Origin of the sequence: Pseudomonas sp. TWP3-2, assembly GCF_049897765.1 — a bacterium.
GTDB lineage: Bacteria > Pseudomonadota > Gammaproteobacteria > Pseudomonadales > Pseudomonadaceae > Aquipseudomonas.
Genome location: NZ_JAFCWW010000014.1, coordinates 113,267 through 136,493, shown reverse-complemented (window position 1 = coordinate 136,493; position 23,227 = coordinate 113,267). Strand labels below are relative to the sequence as shown.

The following is a 23,227-nucleotide window of genomic DNA, read 5'->3' as shown; positions in this document are numbered from 1 at the left end:
CCCTGGTGATCCTGGCCCGCAAGCTTGCCCGAGTGGTATTTGCACTGCTGAAGGGGGAGGACGAATACCAACCGAAAGTCGGTTGAGGGCTTCCCCTCAACCATAGAATCTCCCACAGGTTTTTGTGGTGGATGCGAATTGTGAGTCTGGCCTGGATCAAATGTGGGAGCTGGCCTGCCAGCGATGCCGCCGGCAGGGCTGATATTTTCGCTGACTGACCCACCGCGATCGCTGGCAAGCCAGCTCCCACAGGGTTTTGTGGTGGATGCAGATTATGAGGATGGCCGAGATCAAATGTGAGAGCTGGCCTGCCAGCGATGCGGTCGGAAGGGCTGATATTTTTGCTGGCTGACCCACCGCTATCGCTGGCAGGCCAGCTCCCACAGGGTTTTGGGTTGGGTGCGTCTTGTGTGTCTGGCAGGGATCAAATGTGGGAGCTGGCTTGCCAGCGATGCGGTCGGCAGGGCTGGTACTTTTGCTGACTGACCCACCGCCATCGCTGGCAAGCCAGCTCCCACAGGTTTTTGTGGTGGATGCAGATTGTGAGTCTGGCCGAGATCAAATGTGGGAGCTGGCTTGCCAGCGATGCGGTCGGAAGGGTTGATGTTTTTGTTGGCTGATCCACCGCTATCGCTGGCAAGCCAGCTCCCACAGGGTTTTGGGTTGGGTGCGACTTGTGTGTCTGGCCGGGATCAAATGTGGGAGCTGGCTTGCCAGCGATGGGGTCGGCAGCCTGATATTTTTGCAGACTGACCCACCGCCATCGCTGGCAAGCCAGCTCCCACAGGTTTTTGTGGTGGATGCAGATTATGAGGATGGCCGAGATCAACTGTGGGAGCTGGCCTGCCAGCGATGCGGTCGGAAGGGCTGATATTTTTGTTGACTGACCCACCGCTATCGCAGGCAAGCCAGCTCCCACAGGTTTTTGTGGTGGATGCGAGTTGTGAGTCTGGCCTGGATCAAATGTGGGAGCTGGCTTGCCAGCGATGGGGTCGGAAGGGCTGATATTTTCGCTGACTGACCCACCGCGATCGCTGGCAAGCCAGCTCCCACAGGGTTTTGTGGTGGATGCAGATTATGAGGATGGCCGAGATCAAATGTGGGAGCTGGCCTGCCAGCGATGCCGCCGGCAGGGCTAATATTTTTGCTGGCTGACCCACCGCGATCGCTGGCAAGCCAGCTCCCACAGGTTTTTGTGGTGGATGCGAATTGTGAGTCTGGCCGGGATCAAATGTGGGAGCTGGCTTGCCAGCGATGGGGTCGGCAGGGCAGGTACTTTTGCTGACTGACCCACCGCGATCGCTGGCAAGCCAGCTCCCACAGGATTTTGTGGTGGATGCGAATTGTGGGTCTAGCCTGGATCAAATGTGGGAGCTGGCCTGCCAGCGATGGGGTCGGAAGGGTTGATGTTTTTGTTGGCTGACCCACCGCTATCGCTGGCAGGCCAGCTCCCACAGGGTTTTCGATTAGTCTGATCAGCTGCCGTGAGTGCTCAGAATGCTCGCAATCTGCTGCGGCTTGCAGTTGAGGTACGGCGAGGTTTTCAACCAGCGCTGATCGGGATACCACGAGAACATGAACTGGCCGTTCTTCAAACGATCGATCACCTGTTTGGCAATCTGCGGACGTACCGCCGGGCAACCCTGGCTGCGACCGATGCGACCTTGACGCTTGCTCCAGAGCGGATTCACGTAGTCGGCGGCGTGAATCACAATCGCCCGGTCGCGGGCCATGTCGTTGAAGCCCGGTTCCAGACCGTCCATGCGCAGCGAGTAACCGTGGGTGCCTTCGTAGCTTTCCTGGGTGCGGAACAGGCCGAGGCTCGACTGAAAACTGCCCTCACGATTGGAAAACTGCGTGGCGAAGTTTTCCCCGGAGTTCGAGCCGTGGGCGACCAGATCGCGTAGCACCAGTTTTTTCTTTTTCAGATCGAAGATCCACAGCCGGCGGGCGGTGGACGGTTGCGAATAATCGATGATCGCCAGGTGCTGCGATTGCCGGGCGCCGTTGTTGATTGCGCACTGCATGGCATTCAATGCACCTTTCAGCGCCTGGGGATTGAGTTCCGGCGCGGCGTGGGCGAGGCTGGTGTATAAAACCGGCGATGGGCTGCCGGCGGCAAAAACCGGACTGGTCACCACACCCATGGCGGCGGCAGTCAGCAGAAGTCGGCGCAAAAACGTCAACATGTAAAAAGTATCCTCGCTTGCTACGTGTTTGCCACTTAGGCTCCTGACGTCCAGTCGTCCCCGGCAGGCCCGCGAATCGCGCCTGACTGTTCACCGCACCTGATGTAAGGTTGACCGTCATCGAGACGGCCATGGATTGGAGTAAAGCAGTTGTTCAAAAAGTACGCATCCTACTTGAGCATTTGTTTGCTCGCAGCGCCGTTTGTCGCTTGTGCCGAAGAGGCGCTGGCGCCATTGCCGACGTTGTCGCAGCCAATCCCGCTACAAGCGCCGGTCGAACCGCAGAGTCCGTTGCAGGCGGTTTTGCTCGGTCTGCCGCAGGCGTGTCCGGCGGTGGCTACGCGTCTTGACAGTGCGGCACTCGATCAACTGCGCGCGTTCTATCAACAGCAAGACTGGCTGCCAGTCTGGGCTGACAGTGGGCAGTTGGCGGCCCTGCATGCGCAAGTGCAACTGTTGGCCGACGATGGCCTGAACCCGAAACGCTACCCGGTGGCGCTGACCGCACCGCAGGACGGCGAGCTGTGCGCCGACATCGAAATCAGCCGTTATTACCTGCAAGCCTTGCAGGATTTGCACTACGGCAGCCTGCTGCAAAAGCACTTCGAGCCTCTGTGGCATTCCGACGAAACGCCACGGGATCGTCAGGCCGAACTGCTGGCAATCGCCGTGCCGGGCCTGCATGACGTTGCAGCGGCCTTTAATCTGGCGCGCCCGCAACTGGCGCAGTATCAGAATTTGCGACAGCTTTACGCCGCCCAACGCTTGCAAGCATTGCCGCACTGGCAGTCAGTCGGTAGCGGGCCGCTGCTGCGCCCGGACATGGAAGACAAACGCGTGCCGGAACTGGCTCAGCGTCTGTATAACGAAGGCTATCTCAGCAGCGTGACCGGCACGCCGGACAACGCCTATCACGGTGTGCTGGTGGAGGCGGTGAAGAGCTTTCAGCTCAACCACTCGTTGCAGGCTGACGGCGTGGTCGGGCCGGGCACCATTGCTGAAATGAACATCAGCCCGCTGACGCGCCGCGAACAACTGCGGGTCAATCTCGAACGTTTCCGCTGGATGGCCCAGGATCTGGAACCCGATGGCCTGTTGGTCAACGTCGCCGCCGCCGAGCTGACGCTGTACCAGGACGGCCAGCCGGTTTGGCAGACCCGCACCCAGGTAGGTCGTGCTGAACGGCAGACGCCGCTGCTCAAATCGCGCGTGACGCGCTTGACGCTTAACCCGACCTGGACTGTGCCGCCGACGATCTGGAAGGAAGACAAGTTGCCGGAAATCCGCAAGGATCAGACCTTTCTCAGCCGGCACAATCTGCAAGTGCTCGACGCCAACGGCTTGCCGCTGGCAGCGGAAGATGTCGACTGGGATCATCCCGGCAATATTCTGCTGCGTCAGGATGCCGGACCGCGCAACCCGCTGGGGCAGATGGTCATTCGCTTCCCCAACCCGTTCTCGGTGTACTTGCACGACACGCCGAGCAAAGCGTTGTTCGACAAGGGACCACGCGCGTTCAGTTCTGGCTGCGTTCGCGTCGAACATCCGTTGAAGCTGCGCGACTTCCTGCTCAGTCCCACGGAAAAGGCGCGCACCGACACCTTGCTCGCCACCGGCACTACGCATGAGTTCCGTCTGAGCAATCCGGTGCCGATCCTGATGACTTACTGGACGGCGCAGGTCGATAGCCAAGGGCGTGTCATGTACGCACCGGATATCTACAGCCGCGACAGCGCGTTGCTCACCGGGCTGAATCGGGTGCATTGATCCGCTAAAGAGTGTGATTTGAAGTGCGCTTGGCGCGTCTAGCCCCAGTGTCCCCACAATCCCACGGGGCGTGACTGCGGAACCCGGCATGCAAGCGCTGTTGAACGAGATCCTTGACGCTGTCCGGCCCCTGATCGGGCAGGGCAAGGTGGCTGACTACATTCCCGCCCTCGGCACCGTGCCGCCCGATCAACTGGGCATCGCCGTGTATGGCAATGACGGCGAAATGTACTGCGCCGGCGACGCCGATACGCTGTTCTCGGTGCAGAGTATTTCCAAAGTATTCAGCCTGGTGCAGGCCATCGAGCATTCTGGCGAAGCGATCTGGCAGCGCCTCGGGCATGAACCGTCCGGCCAGCCATTCAATTCGCTGGTGCAGCTGGAATTCGAACGCGGCCGCCCGCGCAATCCGTTCATCAACGCCGGGGCGCTGGTGATCTGTGACATCAACCAGTCACGCTTCGCCGCGCCAGCGCTGTCGATGCGCGACTTCGTTCGGCGCCTGTCGGGCAACCCGCAGGTGATGGTCGACGGCAAGGTCGCCGATTCCGAATACCAGCACCGCGCACGCAACGCGGCGATGGCGTATCTGATGCAATCCTTCGGCAATTTTCACAACGATGTGGAAGCGGTGCTGCGCAGTTATTTCAGTCACTGCGCCTTGCGCATGAGTTGCATCGACCTGGCGCGGGCGTTCTGTTTCCTCGCCAATGACGGCTTCTGCAAACACAGCGGCGAGCAGATCCTGACCCGGCGCCAGACCCAGCAAGTCAACTCGATCATGGCCACCAGCGGGCTGTACGACGAGGCCGGCAACTTCGCTTATCGTGTCGGTTTGCCGGGCAAGAGCGGCGTTGGCGGCGGCATCGTCGCGGTGGTGCCGGGGCAATTCACCGTGTGCGTGTGGTCACCGGAACTCAACGTGGCGGGTAATTCGCTGGCGGGCATGGCAGCGCTGGAAATGCTCAGCTCGCGGATCGGCTGGTCAGTGTTCTGAACCTGTGTTGCGTTGAGAGGGGCCAACCTATACATTTTCCGGCCGCCCTCAATATGGTGAATCCGCTCCATGTCTCTCGCGCTCGAACGTCTCGTCGCTGGCACGCCAATCCCTTTCGCCGGTAACCGCGTCACCGTGGTCAGCCCCGAACTGGCCGAGCGTTTCCGACCCGGCGATCACCTGCTGGTGGAGCAGGTGAGTGGCGAGTTGTTGTTGATTCCGGTGGTGGATCAGCAGGCGGCATCCGTGGCCATCGAGCGTGCGGCAACGGCTTTCACAGCGTTGTCCTCTGTGTCGGATGAAGCGATCAGCCGCTTCTTTGATCTGTTCGCCCAGCGTCTGGAAAGCCCGGACGCTTGGGCGTTGATCGAGACCGCCAATCTTGCCGACATCGAACGCGCCAAATTGCGCGGTCGCTCCACCACGCGTCTGCTCGCCGATGAACGTATGCGCCGCGACATGATTGCCGGCCTGCGCGCCTGGCGCGATGCGCCGGCCACGCGCGGCAAAGTCATCAGCAGCGTCGAGCACGACGGCTGGAAGGTCGAGCAAGTGGTGTCGCCGTTGGGCATCGTCGCCTTCGTGTTCGAAGGCCGGCCGAATGTGTTTGCCGATGCTGCCGGCGTTTTGCGCACCGGCAACACCGCGGTGTTGCGCATTGGCAGCGATGCATTGGGCACTGCGCAGGCGATTGTCGCGCATGCGCTGAACCCGGCGTTGGCCGAAGCCGGTCTGCCAGCCGGCGCGGTGTCGTTGGTGGAGAGCGTCAACCACGCTGCCGGTTGGGCGATGTTCGCCGATCGGCGCCTGTCGCTGGCCGTCGCGCGCGGTTCGGGGCGGGCGGTCAGTCAGTTGGGCAGCATCGCTCAGCAAGCCGGTACCGCCGTCAGCCTGCATGGCACTGGCGGTGCGTGGTTGATTGCTGATCGTGATGCCGACTCTTTGCGCTTTGCGGCGGTGGTGCGCAACTCGCTGGACCGCAAGGTGTGCAACACGCTGAACGTGTGCCTGATTCAGCGTGAGCGTGCGGCTGAGTTGGTGCCGTTGTTTCTCGATGCGTTGCAGCAAGCTGGCAATGCTCGCAGTCAGGGCTGCAAGTTGCACATCATCGAGGGTAGCGAAGGTTATCTGCCGCAGGATTGGCGCGACGCGACAGTCGAAGTTTATCGCGCCGAGGGGTATCAGACTGAAGCCCTCGCCGAGCCGTTGCCGGAAGGGCAATTGGGTCGCGAGTGGGAATGGGAAGAGACGCCGGAAGTCAGCCTGATGATCGTCGATGATCTGGATCAGGCGATTGCGTTGTTCAACCGCTACAGCCCGCAGTTCACGGTGTCATTGATCAGCGAGGATCTGCTCGCGCATGAGCGCTTTTACCACGCGGTGAATGCGCCGTTTGTGGGTAACGGGATCACGCGTTGGGTGGATGGGCAGTACGCGCTGAACAAGCCGGAGCTCGGGCTTTCGAACTGGGAGAGCGGTCGCTTGTTTGCGCGCAGTGCGATTCTTTCGGGGGATGGCGTTTTTACGGTGCGTAGCCGCATGACCCAAACGGATCTCACGGTAAAACGCTGAAAACACTGATCCTGTGGCGAGGGAGCTTGCTCCCTCGCCACAAAGTGAGTGTTTCAGGCGGCATTGGTCGTTTGGGCGTACACCGCGCAAGTCGCCGGTTGTTCAGCCAGCGGCACAAAAGTGCGGCGGTCTGAGGACAGCGCAGCAATCGACCCGGTCTCGATGTCGTACACCCAGCCATGCAGATTCAGCAGGCCTTTCTCCTGCGCCAGGCGCACGCTCGGATGGGTCTGAATGTTCGCCAGTTGCGCGATCACATTCTCGCGCACCATCGAACTCAATTTGGCCGCGTCATCCGCATGTGGCCGGGCTTCGTTGACCACTTTTGCCGACTCGGCATGTTGCAGCCAACCGCTGACCGCCGGCAGGTGATCCATGCATTTGCACTGCGCGATGGCGGTCATTGCGCCGCAATCGGAATGTCCGCAGATCACAATGTCAGTCACGCCAAGCACCGCTACTGCATATTCCACCGTCGCTGAAACACCACCCGGATGCGGGCTGTAGGACGGCACGATATTGCCGGCATTGCGAATCACAAACAGCTCGCCGGGTTCTTGTTGGGTCAGCAGTTCCGGCACTACGCGGCTGTCGGAGCAGGTAATGAACAAGGTGCCGGGATGCTGCGTCGTGGCCAGATGTTTGAACAGCTCGGTGCGCTGCGGGAATACTTCGTTCTGGAATTTCAGGAAACCGTCGATCAGGGCTTTCATGTGCGTGTCCTCTTGGAAAGTAGGCCCGCACAGAAAGTGCGGGCCGGTGCAGATCAGAACGGACGCAGCGGCAGGAACTTGCCGTCGAGGGTGACCACGGCACGCGAGCCGCCTTCCGGGTCTTCGACTTTCTTGATGTCGAGTTTGAAGTTGATCGCGCTGATGATGCCGTCGCCGAACTGTTCGTGAACCAGCGCTTTGAGGGTGGTGCCGTAGATCTGGATCATCTCGTGGAAGCGGTAGATGGTCGGGTCGGTCGGCACGCCGTCGAGGCTGCCGCGCAGCGGGATGATTTGCAGGGCGGCGACGTCGGCGGCGCTCAGTTCGAGTTTGTCACCGACCACTTCGGCGGCGGCTTGCGGTAGCGGGTGCTGGCCGAGCAGGGCAGCTGTGACGTAAGCCACGCTCAGACCGGTGCCGTCAGCGAGATCCTGCCAAGAAAGTTTTTTCTGTGCTTTGGCGTCAACGGCGCGGGTGGTCAGGGCGATGCGGCTGTCGTTGTAGGCTTGGGACTGGTGCATGGTGTCGCTCCTTTCGGGGTTGGCTTGCTATGTGGGACTGATCTTCTGCTCAATCATCCATAGCGTCCAAGACCGATATACAATGCCGCGCATAAGTCCTGCCTATAGATGGTGATCCCATGCTGCTGCGACATTTGCGTTATCTGCTGGCCGTCGCCGATCACGGCGGCTTCACCCGCGCTGCCGAAGCGCTGCATGTTTCTCAGCCAACCTTGTCGCAACAGATCCGCCAACTGGAAGAAAGCCTCGGCGTGAACCTGTTTGACCGCACCTCCCGCTCGGTCAAAGCCACCGATGCCGGCCAGGCCTACATCGAATGCGCGCGCCGGGTGCTGGTGGAACTGGAGGCGGGCAAACGCGCGCTGCATGATGTGAAAGATCTGACCCGCGGCACGCTGCGCCTGGCAATGACACCGACATTCATGGCGTATCTGGTCGGGCCGTTGGTGCGCGATTACGTGGTGCGCTATCCGGGGATTCATCTGCAGATTTTCGAGTTGTCGATGGACGACATCGAGGCCGGGCTGGCGGATGATTCGCTGGATATCGCCATTGCGTTTACGCCAGTGCGAACCCCGGACATTGAATGCATTCCGGCGTTTGTCGAGACGTTGGGCGTGATGGTCGGGCGGGAGCATCCGTTGTATGAGCGTGCCGCGGTGCTGACGCCGGATGATATTGCGCAGCTGGATTTCGCCTTGCTTGCGCCGGAGTTCATCACGCGCTTATCGATTGACGAGTATTTCCGGCAGCACGCGATAGCGCCGAAGGTGCAGATCGAGGTGAACTCGGTGAGCACGTTGCTGGAGGTGATTCGGCATGCGCCGCTGGCGACGATGTTGCCGGAGGCGATTGCCACCGAGGATCGCGCGTTGCGTCGGTTGGTGGTGACGGGGGAGGCGCCGCAGCGCGGGGCGGCTTTGTTGCGGCGCGGCGGGAATTATCACAGTGCGGCCGCGTTGGCGTTTGTGGACTTGGTGTTGGAACGAAACCCGTGAGCAACGCTGTTCACGTGTAACGAAAATAAAAAAGGGCCTGCTCCATTTTGGAAGCAGGCCCTTTCTGTCAGTTAAGTTCTAACTCAGCAAAACCGATCAATCACCCGAACTTCACCCTTGTTCTGCAGCGAGTCCCACGCCTGTTTCAGCGTTTGCAGAACACTCCCGATGAAATCCTTGTCGGCTGCGGCTTTTTTGCCGACATAACCGTGACCGCGACGGTACATCTTCAGGCGGGCCGCAAGGTTCTGGTGGTTCTGGTCGAACTCGGCCTCGCCGGTGTGCGGCGACAGGCAGTCGATATGCACTTGGCCCGACTTGCTGATCCAGAGAATGTGGCTGTCGTGGCTGTCTTTTTGCGCAGCGAACATACGAGCCAGTTCTTCGATGGTGGGTTGATTGTTCAGATTCATGATTTTGCCCCTTGACCAGTCTGGTGATCTTTCAAAGTTGATTCGCTAATACAGGTAGCCCATCGGTTAGTTGATCCCTGGCACCGAAACCAGGACGTCAGCGCTCGCCCGTTGAAGTACGGGGTCATGCTTCTGTTGCATGTAGTCGTGTTGAATAACTGCTACGCAATAGCGTCACAACGAGGAGAAGCAGCGAAAACCGGGAGGCTCCTTGACGACATTTACCGTGTCGACCACAAGCGTCTTGAGAATTTTCGCCAGCGCTTCTCGTCCTTGTACTGGACGTTCAGGCCAGGTCAGCTTCTTCAATCTGCCTTGTGGGCAGCGTGTATCCGGAAAAAACAACTCGGCGGTCAGACGAGTTTGCTCAAGCGTGTTACCAGTGCTCCCGATCGGGGAGACGTCTGCATCATGCAAAAGCAAAACGATGCCGTCAACGGTTTTGTAGTGATTATTTTCAAGCACTACATATTGTCGGACAAAGTCATTCAGGAATGAGAAAAGTTGCCCTCAGGCAACGGGAGCGGGGCTTTTCAGGCAGTAGAACGTGCACGGGTAACCGTCGACGGATTTTTCATGCAGAGTGAATTCGCCGCCGCTCAAAGTCGGGATGAGCCCGGCCCAGAAGCGCTGTGCCGGGAGGTTGGCGTCGATATGGAAAATTTGCCATTGACCGGGAATTCGGCTCAAGAGGGCAGAGACGACAAACTGCGCGACGCCTTGGCCACGAAAGCGTCGGCTAACGAAAAAGTAGCCGATGTTGTATTCGGCGCCGTCGAGGTGGATGTCGTTATCCACGGTCACGAATCCGGCAAGTTCGCCGTCAACTTTGATCAGGAAGGGTTGGGTGGCAGGTTGGCGCCAGTAATCGAGTTTCGGCTGGATGCTGAAGAAGCCATGTTCGCCAAGTTTCAGCGGCAGCCATTGGCTGAGATCGTACATGTAGAACTGCATCAGGTTTTCGATAGTGTCCAGTTCGTCGCGCTGGGCGGGGTGCAGTTCGATGTTGGGCATGGTGGGTGTTCCGATCAGAGTGACTGGAAGCATATTAGATTCTGTGGCGAGGGAGCTTGCTCCCGCTGGGTCGCGAAGCGGCCCTCGACTTTTTGGGTCTGCTGCGCAGCCCAGCGGGAGCAAGCTCCCTCGCCACAAGGAGCTCCAAGCGCTATTTCGCAGGGCGCTTTGCGGTGGTCGTGGTTTTGCGTCGGGTGGACTTGCGTTTGTTTTTCCACGGCGCGCCGGCCTTGCCGGCCGGTGGCGGGCCGCTGATGGTCAGGCTCAACCCGGAGCAGCGCGCCACCTGCTTGCTCATCCACGCTGCTTGCTTGGTGACGAACTCTTCCAGACTCATCTCGCCGCTCTGCACCATGTCCAGCGCCTGTTCCCAGATGGCTGTGGTGCCGGGGTCAGCAATCGCTCGGGGTACCGCGTCGATCAGGCTGAACGCGGCAGGCGTGGCCGCGAGTGCCTTGCCGTTCTTTACCAGATAACCGCGATCCAGCAGCCCCTGAATGATCGAGGCGCGGGTGGCTTCGGTGCCGATGCCGGTGGTGTCCTTGAGTTTCTGCTTGAGCAGCGGGTCTTGCACCAGTTTGGCGACATTCTTCATCGCCTTGATCAGGTCGCCTTCAGTGTAGGGCTTGGGTGGCTGGGTCCACAGATCCTTGAGCTTGACCTCAGCCACCGCGCACTCGGCGCCTTCACTCAGGGTCGGCAAGGTTTGCGGTGCCGGCGCCTCACGCCCCTTGGCTGGCGCCAGTGCTTCGGGCAGGGCGCGTTTCCAGCCGGGTTCGACGATCTGCTTGCCGACGGCGCGCAACGCTTCACCGGCGCAATCGAAATCGGCCTGAGTACGATCGTATTCATGATTGGGCAGAAACTGCGCCAGATAACGCGCGCGAATCAGTGTGTAGACCGCGCGGTGCTTGCCGCTCAGGCGCTCGAGGTTTTTCGCGGCAGCGGTGGGGATGATGCCGTGGTGGGCGCTGACCTTGGCGTCGTTCCAGGCACGGGAGCGGCGCTGTGGCTGCAGATGCTCGTGCAACGCTTCAAGGCTTGGGTCAGCCTGACGCAGCGCCGCGAGAATCCCCGGCGCTTCGCTGTGCTGACTCACCGGCAGATAGCCGCAATCACTGCGCGGGTAGGTGATGACTTTGTAGGTTTCGTACAGTGCTTGGGCGACATCGAGAGTTTCCTGCGCGCCGAGGCCGAGTTTCTTCGAGCAGACTTCCTGCAAGGTGCCGAGGTCGAAGGGCAGGGGCGCGACTTCGCGCATACGTTCGGTGCGCAGTTTGATCACTCGGGCACTGGCGGCGCTGCTCATGGCCGCTGCGGCTTGCTGGGCCAGCGCCTGATTGAGGCAGCGATCCTGATCATCACAAACATCGTTCGGTGCGCGCCATTGGGCGGTGAACGACGTGCCATCGTGCAAAAGCTGCACGTCGATCGCCCAATACGCCACCGGCACGAAATCAGCGATGCTGCGGTCGCGATCCACCACCAGCCGCAAGGTCGGAGTCTGTACCCGGCCTACCGGCAGCACCCCTTGATAACCGGATTGCCGACCGAGCAGGGTAAATAGCCGACTCATGTTCATCCCGATCAGCCAATCCGCCCGCGAGCGACCCAGCGCCGAGTGATAGAGGCTAAAGGTTTCCGCGCCGGGTTTGAGTGCAGCCAGCGCCTTGCGGATCGACGCTTCGTCCAGCGCCGACAACCACAGCCGGCGAATCGGCCCGCGATAGCGGCAGTGCTCGACCAGTTCCCGGGCGATCATCTCGCCCTCACGGTCGGCGTCGGTGGCGATGATCAGTTCGCTGGCCTCGCCGAGCAGGCGCTTGACCGCTTTGTACTGACTGGCAGTACGCGGCTTGACGGTCATTTTCCATTTGTCCGGGATGATCGGCAGATCCGCCAGCACCCAGCGCTTGTAGCGGGCGTCGTAGGCGTCCGGCGGCGCAGTTTCTAGCAGGTGGCCGATGCACCAGGTCACCGTGACGTCCGTCCCCAGCCAACAGCCGTCGCCCCGGCGTTTTGCGCCAAGTACGGCCGCAATATCCTTGGCCTGGGAAGGTTTTTCACAGAGGTACAGCCGCATAACCACCATCGTCGATCATTGCCCGCAGAGGCGCACAGAATGGCTGGTGTTGTGTCTATGGGCAACTTTTATCTGTATGGATATACAGATAAAACGTTGCCGATGATGACGGTCGCGTAGTGGCAAAAAGGGACGCAGGGCTGCGCTATCGAGAAATTAGTTAGCGCCATGTTTCCCGCTGTGTCAGGTTCGAACCGCCTGAAAAGGGCGAGTGACAGGACGGTCTCGCCAAGAGATCGCCGTGGTCTGTCGGATCCTGACTACTTTGAAACAAGGACGTACACCATGTCTCAACCTTCCTCCCAAGCCACTAGCGCGTTCACCGCAGTCGACACGTTCAGCCACCTGTATGACCGTGGTACCGGCACCGTCAACGGCAAACCGTCATTCACAGCCGATCAGGCCGCCGACGAAATCCTGCGCAAAGGCATGTCGTGGCAAGACAAGAATGGCGACAGCAAAATCGATCTGAGCTACACCTTCCTGACCGAGAAAAATTCCAACTACAACCCGAAACTCGGCAACTTCAGCGAATTCAGCGCTCAGCAGAAAGCCCAAGCCGTGCTGGCCATGCAATCGTGGTCGGATGTGGCCAACGTCACCTTCACTGAAGGCAAGGGCGGCGACGGTCATATGACCTTCGGCAACTACGACGTCAGCACCGGCGGCGCAGCGTTCGCTTATCTGCCACAGGGCAGCGCTTACGACGGTCAGTCGTGGTACCTGATTAACGACAAATATCAAGTCAACAAGACGCCGGACACCAACAACTACGGGCGTCAGACCCTGACCCACGAAATCGGCCACACACTCGGCCTGTCACACCCGGGCGCCTACAACGCCGGTAACGGCAACCCGACCTACGCCGACGCCAAGTACGCCGAAGATACCCGCGGCTACAGCCTGATGAGCTACTGGAGCGAAACCAATACCGACCAGGACTTCAGCAAGGACGGCAGCGGCGCCTACGCTTCGGCGCCTCTGCTGGATGACATCGTCGCGGTGCAGAAACTCTACGGCGCCAACTTCGAAACCCGTGCCGATAACACCGTATACGGCTTCAACTCGAATGCCGACCGCGACTTCTACAGCGCCACTTCGGCATCGTCCAAAGTGGTGTTCTCGGTTTGGGACGGCGGCGGCAACGACACCCTGGATTTCTCCGGTTTCAGCCAGAACCAGAAGATCAACCTCAATGAAGGCTCGTTCTCCGACGTCGGCGGTCTGGTTGGAAACGTTTCGATTGCTCATGGCGTGACCGTGGAAAACGCCATCGGCGGCGCGGGCAATGACTTGCTGATCGGTAACGGCGCGGCCAACGATCTGATTGGTGGTGCAGGCAACGACATCATCTATGGCGCGGGTGGCGGTGATTCGCTGTGGGGCGGCGAGGGCGCAGATACTTTCGTGTTCGGCGCAGCGAGCGATTCGACCATGACTGCACCGGACTGGATCATGGATTTCACCAGTGGTCTGGACAAGATCGACCTGTCGGGCATTGCCGGGTTTGCCAATGGCGCGGCTTCGCTGAACTTCGTCAGCGGCTTCACCGGCCACGCGGGTGACGCGATCCTGACTTACTTCGAACAGACCAACCAGACCAGCCTGATGATCGATCTGACCGGGCAGGGTTCGGTGGACTTTGCGGTGGGTGTGGTGGGGCAGGCGGTGGCGACAGATATCGTCGCGTGATCTGAAACCAAAAAACCGCAGCTTTCACAGGCTGCGGTTTTTTTATGTAGCGAAAAACCGTTCGGCTGTGAACCCGACGAGATCGCCGCGCATGAGTTATACCTGAAGCGCTGCCTTCGCCGCCGTCAGGAGAAACCGATGAAAACTTCCGGTCCCAGTCCCGTCATCACCATCGCCGAACAACCAGGTTGTCTGCTGGTGAAATTCCACGGCATTCAGGTCGCCGCCTCGGCCCGCGCGTTGGTGCTGCTCGAAGCCAACTATCCGCCGGTCTATTACGTACCGCGCGAAGACATCGATGAAAAATACTTCGCGCGCACCGATCACACCAGTTATTGCCCGTACAAGGGCGACGCCAGTTACTTCAGTCTGCAAATTCCGGGGCATGAAGGGGCGAATGCAGTGTGGACTTACGAAAACCCGAAAATCTCCGTCGATCAGATCAAGAACTATGTGGCGTTCTATCCGGATCAAGTGAAGTTTGAGTTGTTAGAGTCTGAAGTCTGACTTTCTCAGCGATGGCGAGGGAATTGCTCCCTCGCCATCTGCTTAATCCTTAGTTCTTATCGAGGTCGATATTCTTCGTCTCGCGCAAAAAGATCATCCCCACCACCAGACTCACGCCGGTAATCAACACCGGGTACCACAGCCCGTAAAAAATGTCCCCGGTGTACACCACCAGCGCAAACGATACGGTCGGCAGGAAACCGCCAAACCAGCCGTTGCCGATGTGGTACGGCAGGGACATCGAGGTGTAGCGGATGCGGGTCGGGAACAGCTCGACCATCAGCGCTGCGAGCGGGCCGTAGCACATGGCCGAGATAATGATCAGCGCCACGATCAACGCGACGATCATCGGTTTGTTGATCTGCTGCAGATCGGCCTGTTGCGGGTAACCGGCGAGGGTGATTGCGCCGCGCAGTGCGGCCTCGTCGAAGTTGTCGAGTTTTACATCGCCGACGCTGACTTGTACCGCGCTGCCGGCAGGTGCTGCGACGCTGGTGTAAGGCAGGCCGGCTTTGGTCAGGAAGGTTTTGACCTTGTCGCACGGGCTATCGAATTTGGCCTTGCCCACCGGGTCGAACTGGAAGGTGCAAGTCGCCGGATCCGCCAGCACGGTAATAGGCGCCTGACGGCTGGCCTGATCAATCGCCGGGTTGGCGTAATGCGCCAGAGATTTGAAGATCGGGAAGTACAGCGCAGTCGCTAGCAACAGGCCAATCATCAGCACCGGTTTGCGCCCGACCTTGTCCGACAGCCAGCCGAAAATAATGAAGAACGGTGCGCCGATCACCACGCTGATGATCAGCAAGGTGTTGGCCACCGCCGGGTCCATTTTCAGGAACTGCGTGAGGAAGAACAGCACGTAAAACTGCGCCGCATAAAAGGTCACTGCTTGCCCGGCGTTGATGCTGAACAGCGCGATCAATACGACTTTAAGGTTTTCCCATTTGCCGAAGGATTCGCGGATCGGCGCCTTCGAGGTTTTGCCTTCCTCTTTCATTTTCAGATAGGCCGGCGACTCGTGCAGGCTCAGGCGAATCCAGGTGGAAATGCCCAGCAGCACAATCGACAGCAGGAACGGGATGCGCCAGCCCCAGACTTCAAACTGATCGCCAGTGAAGTAGCGGCAGCCGAGTACCACAAGCAACGAAAGCAGCAGACCGAGGGTCGCGGTGGACTGAATCCAGCTGGTGTGGAAACCGCGTTTGCCGATCGGCGCGTGTTCCGCCACATAGGTTGCGGCGCCGCCGTATTCACCACCGAGGGCCAGGCCCTGAAGCATGCGCAGCACCACCAGAATGATCGGCGCGGCGATGCCAATGCTGGCGTAGGTCGGCAACAGACCGACGCAGAAGGTTGCGACACCCATCAAAATGATCGTCGCGAGGAACGTGTACTTACGCCCGATCATGTCGCCCAACCGACCGAACACCAGCGCACCGAACGGCCGCACGATGAAGCCTGCGGCGAATGCCATCAGCGCGAAGATGAACGCCGTAGTGTCGTTGACCCCGGCGAAAAACTGCTTGCTGATTACCGCCGCTAACGCGCCGTAGAGAAAGAAGTCATACCACTCGAACACCGTCCCCAGGGACGAGGCGAAGATGACTTTGCGGGTGTCGGGACTGGTTTCGGCGCTGCGCACGCCGTCCAGTGGCTGAACATGTTCTGACATATCGGTATCCCTCACAGTGATTGTTTTTGTTGTTCCACTGGTGTTGCGTGTCCGTGAATCAGATGCGAATCCCTTGTGGGAGCTGGCTTGCCAGCGATGGCGATTGATCAGCCAACATCGATGTTGAATGTCATACCGTCATCGCGGGCAAGCCCGCTCCCACAGTGACCGAGTTAGCTGTTAAAGGGTTAAGAATCAGCTGCGCTGCCTTCTCGGCAATCATCAGCGTAGGCGAACACGTGTTGCCCGAGGTGATGCGTGGCATGATCGACGCATCGGCGATGCGCAGACCGGGCACGCCATGCACCCGCAGTTGCGCATCGACCACCGCGCCAGCGTCATTGCCCATGCGACAAGTGCCGACCGGATGGAAGATCGTCGTGCCAATCGCCGCCGCCGCTTCATGCAATTGCGCTTCGGTTTGCAGGTCCGCCCCGGGCAGATATTCCACAGGTTTGAACGCTTGCAACGCCGGCGCGCTGACGATCCGCCGGGTCAGACGAATCGCATCGGCGGCCACGCGCAGGTCTTCGGGATGGCTCAAGTAGTTGGGCTGAATCAACGGTGGGTCCTGCGGATTGGCCGAGCGAATCTCCACCCGACCCCGACTCTGCGGACGCAGATCACACACCGAGGCGGTGAACGCCGGGAAGCTGTGCAACGGCTCGCCGAAGCGCTCCAGCGACAGCGGCTGCACGTGGTATTCAAGGTTGGCCGAGGTCTGCTCCGGCCCGGAGCGGGCAAACGCGCCGAGCTGACTCGGCGCCATCGACAACGGCCCGCTGCGGTCATACAGATAGCGCAGGCCCATGCCCATTTTGCCCCACACGCTGCCAGCAATCTGGTTCAGTGTGCGCGCGTTTTCCAGTTTGTAGATCAGGCGCAATTGCAGGTGATCCTGCAGATTGCCGCCGACCCCCGGCAACTCATGCACGACGCCGATTCCGAGCTTCTCCAGCAGTGAACGCGGGCCGATCCCGGAACGCTGCAAAATGCTCGGCGAGCCGACGGAGCCGGCGCACAACACAATCTCCTTGCGCGCTTTGAAGCTCCTGACCGCACCTTGCCAACGGGCGCTGACCGCTGCTGCGCGACCGTCCGCGAACAGCACCCGATCCACTTCAACATCGGTCAACACCGTGAGATTGGCCCGATGCCGAATCGGCTTCAAAAACGCCTTCGCCGCATTCCAGCGGATCCCGGACTTCTGATTGACCTGAAAGTAACCGCAACCCTCGTTGTCGCCCTGATTGAAGTCGTCGATGCTGGCGATGCCGCTTTGCTCGGCGGCGCTGCGGAACGCATCAAGAATCGGCCACGACAGGCGCTGACGCTCAACCCGCCATTCACCCTTGTCGCCATGAAATTCAGCGGCTCCGGCGAAGTGGTTTTCACTCTGTTTAAACAGCGGCAGCACGTCATTCCAGGCCCAGCCCGGATTGCCCTCGGCGGCCCAGCCGTCATAGTCGCCAGCCTGGCCACGCATGTAGATCATGCCGTTGATCGACGAACAGCCGCCCAGCACTTTGCCGCGCGGATAACTCAGCGCGCGGCCATTCAGGCCCGGTTGTTGTTCAGTCTTGAAGCACCAGTCGGTGCGGGGGTTACCGATGCAGAACAGGTAACCCACTGGGATGTGAATCCACGGATAGTTATCGCGCCCGCCAGCCTCCAGCAACAAAACGCGCTGCTGCGCATCAGCCGACAGCCGATTGGCCAGCAAACACCCGGCCGGCCCGGCGCCGACCACGATGTAATCGAATTCATCGAGGGAAGTCTGCATTCCCTGACCTCACTTATTGTTTTTGTTGTCGGTCATCCTAGTTGTTAGCTTTCGGCAAAAGAATGTTAGTTTTTGCGCAGCCGCTGTGCGTTTTCAGACAGCGTTCACAGACCATAGCTGACAAGGACAAGCGATGTTCGACTGGAACGACCTGCGGTTTTTTCTCGAGTTGCAACGCAGTGGCCGATTGCTCACTGCCGCGCGTCGCTTGAACACCACCCACGCCACGGTCGCGCGGCACATCGAGGCCATCGAAAAAAGTCTCGGCACCGCGCTGTTCGTCCAGCACGCCCAAGGCTATGAAATGACCCCGGCAGGGGAGGCGCTGCTTAAGCATGCCGAGGCCATGGAAAACGTCGCGTTGCTGGCTCAGGAAGAAATCACCCAGTCGACCGCGCCGCTGGGCAAGATTCGGGTCGGCGTGACTGAGGGTCTCGGGATCATGTTTCTCGCCAGTCGCATGACCGGATTGTTCGAGCGCTATCCGGGTCTGGAAGTGGAGCTTGTGGCGGTGCCGCGCTTCGTCAGCATCCTTAACCGCGAAGCCGAAATCAGCATTCATCTTGAGCGCCCGGCGGCGGACATGCTGGTCACGCGCAAACTCACCGATTACCGACTGGCGCTCTATGCGAGCCGCGCTTACCTCGACAGTGCGCCACCGTTAGTGAGTCGCGAAGACCTCGGGCGTCATGCGTGGATCGGCTATGTCGACGACCTGCTGTTCAGCCAGGAACTGATGTTTCTCAACAGCTTCTGCCGCAACCCGCGCGTGGTGTTTCACAGCACCAGTGTGATTGCCCAACAGCAAGCAGCGCGCTCGGGTCTGGGGATCGCAGTGTTGCCGTGTTACATGGCGGCGGCCGATCCGGAGTTGGTTGCGTTGCTGCCAGATGAGGGTATCGAGCGCAGCTACTGGATCAGCACACGCCGCGAATTGCACAAGTCCGTGCGACTACGGGTAGTTTGGGATTATGTGGTGGGATTGTGTGAAGCAGAGCAGGGGTTGTTGCTGGGGGCAAGCGTTTAAGCTGCCACCCGCGAACGCTGTGGCAGGCTCATCAAATTGCTCGAACAACCACTCAACCGCGCTTCGGCAACTTCCACTCCGGCCGAATAAAGTGGCACGTATACCCATTCGGAATACGCTCCAGGTAATCCTGATGCTCCGGTTCCGCTTCCCAGAACGGCCCTGCCGGTTCGATCTCGGTAACCACTCGACCTGGCCACAACTTTGAAGCGTCGACGTCGGCAGCGGTGTCCTCGGCGATGTCGCGTTGCTGTTCGTTGAGGTAGTAGATCGCCGAGCGGTAGCTGGCGCCGCGGTCGTTGCCCTGACGGTTGGGGGTGCTCGGGTCGTGGATCTGGAAGAAGAACTCGAGAATCTGTCGGTAGCTGATCACGGCGGGGTCGAAGACGATTTCGATGGCTTCGGCGTGGTTGCCGTGGTTGCGGTAGGTGGCATTCGGCACATCGCCGCCGGTGTAGCCGACGCGCGTTTGCAGCACGCCGGGATAGCGCCGCAGCAGGTCCTGCATGCCCCAGAAGCAGCCGCCGGCAAGAATGGCAGTTTCGGTTTGAGTAGTCATGATGTGTGCTTCTCCCGGGAATGTTCGGTGTAAGCACTGTTATGAGGGCGCATTGAGCAATTCCAAGATCGAGCGCCGCAATCAGTCGCCACGTTTGAGCCTTATGCAGTGATGATCTCAACCGCAGTGCTTGCCAAGCGTTCTCCATTCACCATCACATGAATCGCGTGCCGCCCTGCATGGTGCTTACGTGTGGTGAAGTCCTTGATCACCTGACGACGCTGTACGCGGTCCGTCGTGAAGGCCGGCAGAGTCAGAGCCTTTAGCTTGAACACTTTCGCTGAAGTGCTGCCGTTAGCCTTCACATAGTCAATTGCATAATCAATCACCAGTCGTTGATCCACCGGCACCAACGACCGTACCGCGAACGACAACGTAATCGACTCCCCGAGCCGGACCACCGCCGGCGCTATCTGTACATCCAGCAACTCGACCTCAGCTTTCGCCCCCGCACCCATCACCGTCAAAGCGCGCAAATTCCCCTGCTTGATCAAGCTTCTTAACGCATGCTTGGCAATCCACGCCGTGTGTTTGTTTTCCAGCGACCATCCCTCAACCGTGTCGAGCACCCAGTCGGGGTGAACCTTGGTGACGTCATTCAAATGATTGGCCACCGATTTGCGCACATACAAACTCTCATCCGCCTTCAGCCGGTCGAGAATTCCTGCTGCCAAACTCGGATCTGCCTGCACCGCGTCCAGGCGAAATGACCACGGCAAGCGAGGGCGACTGCCTTCACTGGCCAGGCGCCGAACGTGGTGATTTTCATCCCGCGCCCAGTCATGCATAAGCTCCAGCGACCGCTCCAGATCGCTGCGCAGAAAATACCGCACAGCAAATTCGGACGATCCAAACGCGGTGAAGTATTTCAACGCTTGCATCGATGTATCGAATGCATGCCCGCCATAGCTCGCCACGTAGTGCGGCAAGCACATGCTGACGAATCCGCTGTTCAGCCGAGGGGCGAGGGCGCGCAGGACCTCGAGGGAACCTTCGTAATCCAGCGGCAGCACCGTGTGCAGGCTTTCGCTGACACGGGCCATGCGTTGCATCACCGAGAGTTCGGCCAGGCCATCACTCGCATGCTCAAGAAATGCCTTGGCGTTGAACGCCGGGTACACAGCGCTGGTTTCCGTGGCGATGTGTTGCAGCCGCTCGACGTTGAAGATTTCTTTCAGGGCCGGGGCTGCGGTTCCGTTTACGCTCATGGTCAGGTCATCGGGGTGCTGATGAATGCTTCTACACCTTCGGCGTAAGCGCTGTATTGGGCGATGCGCGGAAAGCGTTCGGTATCGATCTGATCTGGGACCACGAGGTTGGTGAAGCTCCAGGCGACGGCGAGGCTGATGCCGTCCTGTTCAAGAGCGCCATCGGTGGGTAACGGCTGTTTTTCCAGTTCATGCTCAAGAGCGGTAAGCGCGGCGGCAAGTTGGCCTTCAACGCGTTCGACCCACGGCTGATATTGAATATCGGCAGGACGCAGGTTGCGTTCGTAATAGAGCTGAACGGCTTTTTCGCAGGCGGCGAGGCTCAGGCCGATCAGGCGTAGGGCTTTTACCCGCTGGTTCAGGTCGCCGGGCAACAGGCTTTTGCCCGACAGGGCTTCCAGATAGTCGAGGATCAGCGTCGAGTCGATCAGCACTTCGCCGTCGTCAAGAATCAGCGTTGGCGCCTTGACCACCGGGTTGATCTGCTGGAAGCGTTCGAAATGGCGGAACACCGACACCGGGTCATGCTCCAGTTCGATGCCGAGACACTTGGCGGATATGGCCACGCGGCGCACGTAGGGCGAGTCGAGCATGCCGATCAGTTTCATGACGCGTTCCTTCAAGTCGAACCGGAAAGACATAACCTAGCCGAGCCTGAGGTAATTGTCAGTCTTCGAAGCCGACCTGCTCGTGAATCTCCTCGACCTTCAAGCCCAACCGATACGCCACCGCAATAAACAGCGCCTGGCACAAACACAACGTGGCGCTCAACGAGCGAAACGCAAACGAGCTGCCTTCATTCACCAGCAGCACGCTGTTCGCCGCTTTGGCCACGGGTGACAGGTTGCTGTCGGTGATGATCAGCGTGTTGGCCTGTTGCTGTCGGGCGTAGCGCAGGCAGTGTTGGGTCTCCCTGGCGTAGGGCGTGAAGCTGATGGCGATCACCAGATCCTGCGCGCGCACGCTGCGCATTTGCTCGCGATAGCTGCCACCGAGTCCCGAGACGAGGTGCATGCGCTTATTAGTGTGTTGCAGGTTGTAAACGAGGTAGTCGGCGACGGCGAAGGAGCGGCGCACGCCGATCACGTAGATGTTGTCGGCGCCGACGATCAGATCGACCGCTGTCTCGAACGCTGCGTCGTCGAGTTCCAGTCCCAGCCTTTCAATGCCCGACAGGGTGGCACCGATGCATTCGCGGGCGAGGTCGCCGTCGCTGGATTTTTGCGACTGGTTGGCGATCATGCTGCGCACGCGCTGCTGATAGTTCTGCACCGGGGTAGTTTTGTCGGTGTAGGCCTCACGGAACAGTGCCTGCATTTCGCTGAAACCGCTGAAGCCGAAACGCTGGGAGAAACGCACGATGGCCGAGGGGTGCACTTCGCACTCACGGGCGATGTCGCTGATGCGGTCGACCATGATCCGGTCGCTCTGCTGGCTCATGTAGCTGGCGACGCGTTTGAGCTGACGCGGCAGGGCTTCGTATTCCTCGGTGATCTTTTGCAGCAGGCGATGGGCGGTGATCGGGGGGCTGGCGAGGGCGTGCTCGTCGTTGGCCGGCTGATCGGGGCGGGACATGGAAAATCCTTTTAGCTGAATCCGGGAAGCGCTGGGGTGGCCTTGAGAATAGGCGGGCTGCGCGGAATCGAAAGGCCGTCTGCAGACAAAATGTGTATCGCCGCATCGGCTGAATCGATGCACTGCACGCGCCGTATGGCCAAAATATTTGCGATAAACCTGCCGGCCGTCAGCCGTTTGTCTTCTATATACAGCCGCTCGACTGAATTTCTTGCTATAAACGCACTCCGATGACCGCTAACAGGCCTGCGTCAGAGCAGTTTCCGGGCTTTGTCGGACAAATTCCCTGTATTTACAGTTGCTGAGGCCTCAATCGGGCCTTAGACTGCCGCCCCTCGTAAATTGAGTGCCGGGTGGCGTTTGCAATAAACGATGCCTTTTCGACGACCGGGCACGGTTCGCCGAAACGCTCCCTATTTCGCCTTAATGCACGTTTTTTTATAGAGATATCAATGACAAAGGACAAGTTGCTGGCCATGCCGGCAGATGACTACATGAATGCTGAGCAACATGCTTTCTTCCGCGAGCTGTTGCAGAACATGAAAGTCGAAACCCACGAGCGCATTGAGCAGAACCGTATCGCCATCGAAAGCCTGGACACCCCGGCTGACCCTGCGGACGCGGCATCGGTTGAAGAAGAGCGCACCTGGCTGGTAAACGCGATCGATCGCGACCAGCGCATGCTGCCGCAGCTCGAGCAAGCCCTTGAGCGTATCAAGGAAGACAGCTTTGGCTGGTGCGATGACAGCGGCGAGGCCATCGGCCTGAAACGCCTGCTGATCAGCCCGACCACCAAGTACTGCATCGAAGCTCAAGAGCGTCACGAGCAGATCGACAAGCACCAGCGTCAGGCCTGATTTCTGCGGCGACCCATACACTTGGGTCGTCTGAACAAGATCGCAGCCTTCGGCAGCTCCCACAAAGAGCCGCCGGGGCT

21 protein-coding genes are annotated in these 23,227 nt (G+C 59.6%); 9 read left to right on the top strand and 12 right to left on the bottom strand.

The window, feature by feature from the left end:
- Positions 1 to 1,475: 1,475 nt before the first annotated feature.
- Positions 1,476 to 2,189 (bottom strand): murein L,D-transpeptidase catalytic domain family protein, encoded by a 714-nt coding sequence (locus ACP7EE_RS20080; RefSeq protein WP_420649624.1) that lies wholly within the window; start codon positions 2,187 to 2,189, stop codon positions 1,476 to 1,478.
- A gap of 150 nt (positions 2,190 to 2,339) precedes the next feature.
- Here ACP7EE_RS20080 and ACP7EE_RS20075 point away from each other — a divergent pair, with 150 nt between their 5' ends.
- The 3 genes from ACP7EE_RS20075 to ACP7EE_RS20065 all read left to right on the top strand — a co-directional run bounded on the left by ACP7EE_RS20075 (position 2,340) and on the right by ACP7EE_RS20065 (position 6,525).
- Positions 2,340 to 3,956, top strand: a complete 1,617-nt coding sequence (locus ACP7EE_RS20075; RefSeq protein WP_426236156.1) for a L,D-transpeptidase family protein — start codon at positions 2,340 to 2,342, stop codon at positions 3,954 to 3,956.
- An 88-nt stretch (positions 3,957 to 4,044) separates the two neighbouring features.
- Positions 4,045 to 4,953 (top strand): glutaminase B, encoded by a 909-nt coding sequence (gene glsB, locus ACP7EE_RS20070; RefSeq protein ID WP_426236154.1) that lies wholly within the window; start codon positions 4,045 to 4,047, stop codon positions 4,951 to 4,953.
- A gap of 69 nt (positions 4,954 to 5,022) precedes the next feature.
- Positions 5,023 to 6,525, top strand: a complete 1,503-nt coding sequence (locus ACP7EE_RS20065; protein WP_426236152.1) for an aldehyde dehydrogenase family protein — start codon at positions 5,023 to 5,025, stop codon at positions 6,523 to 6,525.
- A 53-nt stretch (positions 6,526 to 6,578) separates the two neighbouring features.
- Here ACP7EE_RS20065 and ACP7EE_RS20060 read toward each other — a convergent pair whose 3' ends face one another.
- Entirely contained in the window at positions 6,579 to 7,238 is a 660-nt protein-coding gene (locus ACP7EE_RS20060) for a carbonic anhydrase (RefSeq protein WP_426236150.1), read from the bottom strand.
- Positions 7,239 to 7,291: 53 nt separating this feature from the next.
- Positions 7,292 to 7,759 carry a cyanase gene (gene cynS / locus ACP7EE_RS20055; protein ID WP_426204333.1) on the bottom strand — a complete coding sequence of 156 codons (468 nt, stop codon included), beginning with the start codon at positions 7,757 to 7,759 and terminating at the stop codon, positions 7,292 to 7,294.
- 119 nt (positions 7,760 to 7,878) lie between these two features.
- Between cynS and cynR the strand changes: the two genes are divergently transcribed.
- On the top strand, positions 7,879 to 8,757 hold the full coding sequence (cynR, locus tag ACP7EE_RS20050) for a transcriptional regulator CynR (RefSeq protein ID WP_426236148.1): 879 nt from the start codon (positions 7,879 to 7,881) through the stop codon (positions 8,755 to 8,757).
- A gap of 83 nt (positions 8,758 to 8,840) precedes the next feature.
- Here cynR and ACP7EE_RS20045 read toward each other — a convergent pair whose 3' ends face one another.
- Complete coding sequence (locus tag ACP7EE_RS20045) at positions 8,841 to 9,170, bottom strand: hypothetical protein (RefSeq protein ID WP_420649631.1); 330 nt, start codon at positions 9,168 to 9,170, stop codon at positions 8,841 to 8,843.
- 126 nt (positions 9,171 to 9,296) lie between these two features.
- Here ACP7EE_RS20045 and ACP7EE_RS20040 point away from each other — a divergent pair, with 126 nt between their 5' ends.
- Positions 9,297 to 9,668, top strand: a complete 372-nt coding sequence (locus tag ACP7EE_RS20040) for a hypothetical protein (protein WP_426236146.1) — start codon at positions 9,297 to 9,299, stop codon at positions 9,666 to 9,668.
- A gap of 12 nt (positions 9,669 to 9,680) precedes the next feature.
- On the opposite strand, the gene ACP7EE_RS20035 is transcribed toward ACP7EE_RS20040, so the two are convergent.
- Complete coding sequence (locus tag ACP7EE_RS20035; protein WP_426236144.1) at positions 9,681 to 10,184, bottom strand: GNAT family N-acetyltransferase; 504 nt, start codon at positions 10,182 to 10,184, stop codon at positions 9,681 to 9,683.
- 151 nt (positions 10,185 to 10,335) lie between these two features.
- Positions 10,336 to 12,267 (bottom strand): DNA topoisomerase III, encoded by a 1,932-nt coding sequence (locus tag ACP7EE_RS20030; protein ID WP_426236142.1) that lies wholly within the window; start codon positions 12,265 to 12,267, stop codon positions 10,336 to 10,338.
- Positions 12,268 to 12,552: 285 nt separating this feature from the next.
- Here ACP7EE_RS20030 and ACP7EE_RS20025 point away from each other — a divergent pair, with 285 nt between their 5' ends.
- Both ACP7EE_RS20025 and ACP7EE_RS20020 read left to right on the top strand, forming a co-directional pair.
- A complete protein-coding gene (locus tag ACP7EE_RS20025) occupies positions 12,553 to 13,959 on the top strand; it encodes a serralysin family metalloprotease (RefSeq protein ID WP_426204324.1) in 1,407 nt (468 codons plus the stop codon).
- A 138-nt stretch (positions 13,960 to 14,097) separates the two neighbouring features.
- Positions 14,098 to 14,466: a DUF427 domain-containing protein gene (locus ACP7EE_RS20020; RefSeq protein ID WP_426204321.1), complete on the top strand. Its 369-nt coding sequence runs from the start codon at positions 14,098 to 14,100 to the stop codon at positions 14,464 to 14,466.
- Positions 14,467 to 14,515: 49 nt separating this feature from the next.
- Here the strand turns inward: ACP7EE_RS20020 and ACP7EE_RS20015 are convergent, their stop codons facing one another.
- Positions 14,516 to 16,138, bottom strand: a complete 1,623-nt coding sequence (locus ACP7EE_RS20015) for an MFS transporter (protein ID WP_426204319.1) — start codon at positions 16,136 to 16,138, stop codon at positions 14,516 to 14,518.
- Between the two features lie 130 nt (positions 16,139 to 16,268).
- Positions 16,269 to 17,921: a GMC family oxidoreductase gene (locus tag ACP7EE_RS20010; protein WP_426236140.1), complete on the bottom strand. Its 1,653-nt coding sequence runs from the start codon at positions 17,919 to 17,921 to the stop codon at positions 16,269 to 16,271.
- A 133-nt stretch (positions 17,922 to 18,054) separates the two neighbouring features.
- Between ACP7EE_RS20010 and ACP7EE_RS20005 the strand changes: the two genes are divergently transcribed.
- Complete coding sequence (locus ACP7EE_RS20005) at positions 18,055 to 18,948, top strand: LysR family transcriptional regulator (protein ID WP_426236138.1); 894 nt, start codon at positions 18,055 to 18,057, stop codon at positions 18,946 to 18,948.
- A 52-nt stretch (positions 18,949 to 19,000) separates the two neighbouring features.
- On the opposite strand, the gene msrA is transcribed toward ACP7EE_RS20005, so the two are convergent.
- The 4 genes from msrA to ACP7EE_RS19985 all read right to left on the bottom strand — a co-directional run bounded on the left by msrA (position 19,001) and on the right by ACP7EE_RS19985 (position 22,290).
- A complete protein-coding gene (gene msrA / locus ACP7EE_RS20000) occupies positions 19,001 to 19,507 on the bottom strand; it encodes a peptide-methionine (S)-S-oxide reductase MsrA (protein WP_420649640.1) in 507 nt (168 codons plus the stop codon).
- Positions 19,508 to 19,608: 101 nt separating this feature from the next.
- Entirely contained in the window at positions 19,609 to 20,715 is a 1,107-nt protein-coding gene (locus tag ACP7EE_RS19995; RefSeq protein ID WP_426236135.1) for a DNA alkylation repair protein, read from the bottom strand.
- A 2-nt stretch (positions 20,716 to 20,717) separates the two neighbouring features.
- Positions 20,718 to 21,323, bottom strand: a complete 606-nt coding sequence (locus ACP7EE_RS19990; RefSeq protein WP_426236133.1) for a glutathione S-transferase — start codon at positions 21,321 to 21,323, stop codon at positions 20,718 to 20,720.
- 58 nt (positions 21,324 to 21,381) lie between these two features.
- Positions 21,382 to 22,290 carry a MurR/RpiR family transcriptional regulator gene (locus ACP7EE_RS19985; RefSeq protein ID WP_426236131.1) on the bottom strand — a complete coding sequence of 303 codons (909 nt, stop codon included), beginning with the start codon at positions 22,288 to 22,290 and terminating at the stop codon, positions 21,382 to 21,384.
- A gap of 452 nt (positions 22,291 to 22,742) precedes the next feature.
- On the opposite strand from ACP7EE_RS19985, the gene ACP7EE_RS19980 reads away from it, so the two are divergent.
- Entirely contained in the window at positions 22,743 to 23,147 is a 405-nt protein-coding gene (locus tag ACP7EE_RS19980; protein WP_420649644.1) for a TraR/DksA family transcriptional regulator, read from the top strand.
- Positions 23,148 to 23,227 lie beyond the last annotated feature (80 nt).

What these genes read in the sequence shown, in the direction of transcription:
- ACP7EE_RS20020 (WP_426204321.1), top strand. Translation starts at nt 14,098, where the DNA reads ATGAAAACTTCCGGTCCCAGTCCCGTCATCACCATCGCCGAACAACCA.
- ACP7EE_RS19985 (WP_426236131.1), bottom strand. Translation starts at nt 22,290, where the DNA reads ATGTCCCGCCCCGATCAGCCGGCCAACGACGAGCACGCCCTCGCCAGC.
- cynR (WP_426236148.1), top strand. Translation starts at nt 7,879, where the DNA reads ATGCTGCTGCGACATTTGCGTTATCTGCTGGCCGTCGCCGATCACGGC.
- ACP7EE_RS20030 (WP_426236142.1), bottom strand. Translation starts at nt 12,267, where the DNA reads ATGCGGCTGTACCTCTGTGAAAAACCTTCCCAGGCCAAGGATATTGCG.
- ACP7EE_RS19990 (WP_426236133.1), bottom strand. Translation starts at nt 21,323, where the DNA reads ATGAAACTGATCGGCATGCTCGACTCGCCCTACGTGCGCCGCGTGGCC.
- ACP7EE_RS20035 (WP_426236144.1), bottom strand. Translation starts at nt 10,184, where the DNA reads ATGCCCAACATCGAACTGCACCCCGCCCAGCGCGACGAACTGGACACT.
- glsB (WP_426236154.1), top strand. Translation starts at nt 4,045, where the DNA reads ATGCAAGCGCTGTTGAACGAGATCCTTGACGCTGTCCGGCCCCTGATC.
- ACP7EE_RS20065 (WP_426236152.1), top strand. Translation starts at nt 5,023, where the DNA reads ATGTCTCTCGCGCTCGAACGTCTCGTCGCTGGCACGCCAATCCCTTTC.
- ACP7EE_RS19980 (WP_420649644.1), top strand. Translation starts at nt 22,743, where the DNA reads ATGACAAAGGACAAGTTGCTGGCCATGCCGGCAGATGACTACATGAAT.
- ACP7EE_RS20045 (WP_420649631.1), bottom strand. Translation starts at nt 9,170, where the DNA reads ATGAATCTGAACAATCAACCCACCATCGAAGAACTGGCTCGTATGTTC.
- ACP7EE_RS20080 (WP_420649624.1), bottom strand. Translation starts at nt 2,189, where the DNA reads ATGTTGACGTTTTTGCGCCGACTTCTGCTGACTGCCGCCGCCATGGGT.
- ACP7EE_RS20005 (WP_426236138.1), top strand. Translation starts at nt 18,055, where the DNA reads ATGTTCGACTGGAACGACCTGCGGTTTTTTCTCGAGTTGCAACGCAGT.
- cynS (WP_426204333.1), bottom strand. Translation starts at nt 7,759, where the DNA reads ATGCACCAGTCCCAAGCCTACAACGACAGCCGCATCGCCCTGACCACC.
- ACP7EE_RS20040 (WP_426236146.1), top strand. Translation starts at nt 9,297, where the DNA reads ATGCTTCTGTTGCATGTAGTCGTGTTGAATAACTGCTACGCAATAGCG.
- ACP7EE_RS20025 (WP_426204324.1), top strand. Translation starts at nt 12,553, where the DNA reads ATGTCTCAACCTTCCTCCCAAGCCACTAGCGCGTTCACCGCAGTCGAC.
- ACP7EE_RS20015 (WP_426204319.1), bottom strand. Translation starts at nt 16,138, where the DNA reads ATGTCAGAACATGTTCAGCCACTGGACGGCGTGCGCAGCGCCGAAACC.
- ACP7EE_RS20010 (WP_426236140.1), bottom strand. Translation starts at nt 17,921, where the DNA reads ATGCAGACTTCCCTCGATGAATTCGATTACATCGTGGTCGGCGCCGGG.
- ACP7EE_RS19995 (WP_426236135.1), bottom strand. Translation starts at nt 20,715, where the DNA reads ATGAGCGTAAACGGAACCGCAGCCCCGGCCCTGAAAGAAATCTTCAAC.
- msrA (WP_420649640.1), bottom strand. Translation starts at nt 19,507, where the DNA reads ATGACTACTCAAACCGAAACTGCCATTCTTGCCGGCGGCTGCTTCTGG.
- ACP7EE_RS20060 (WP_426236150.1), bottom strand. Translation starts at nt 7,238, where the DNA reads ATGAAAGCCCTGATCGACGGTTTCCTGAAATTCCAGAACGAAGTATTC.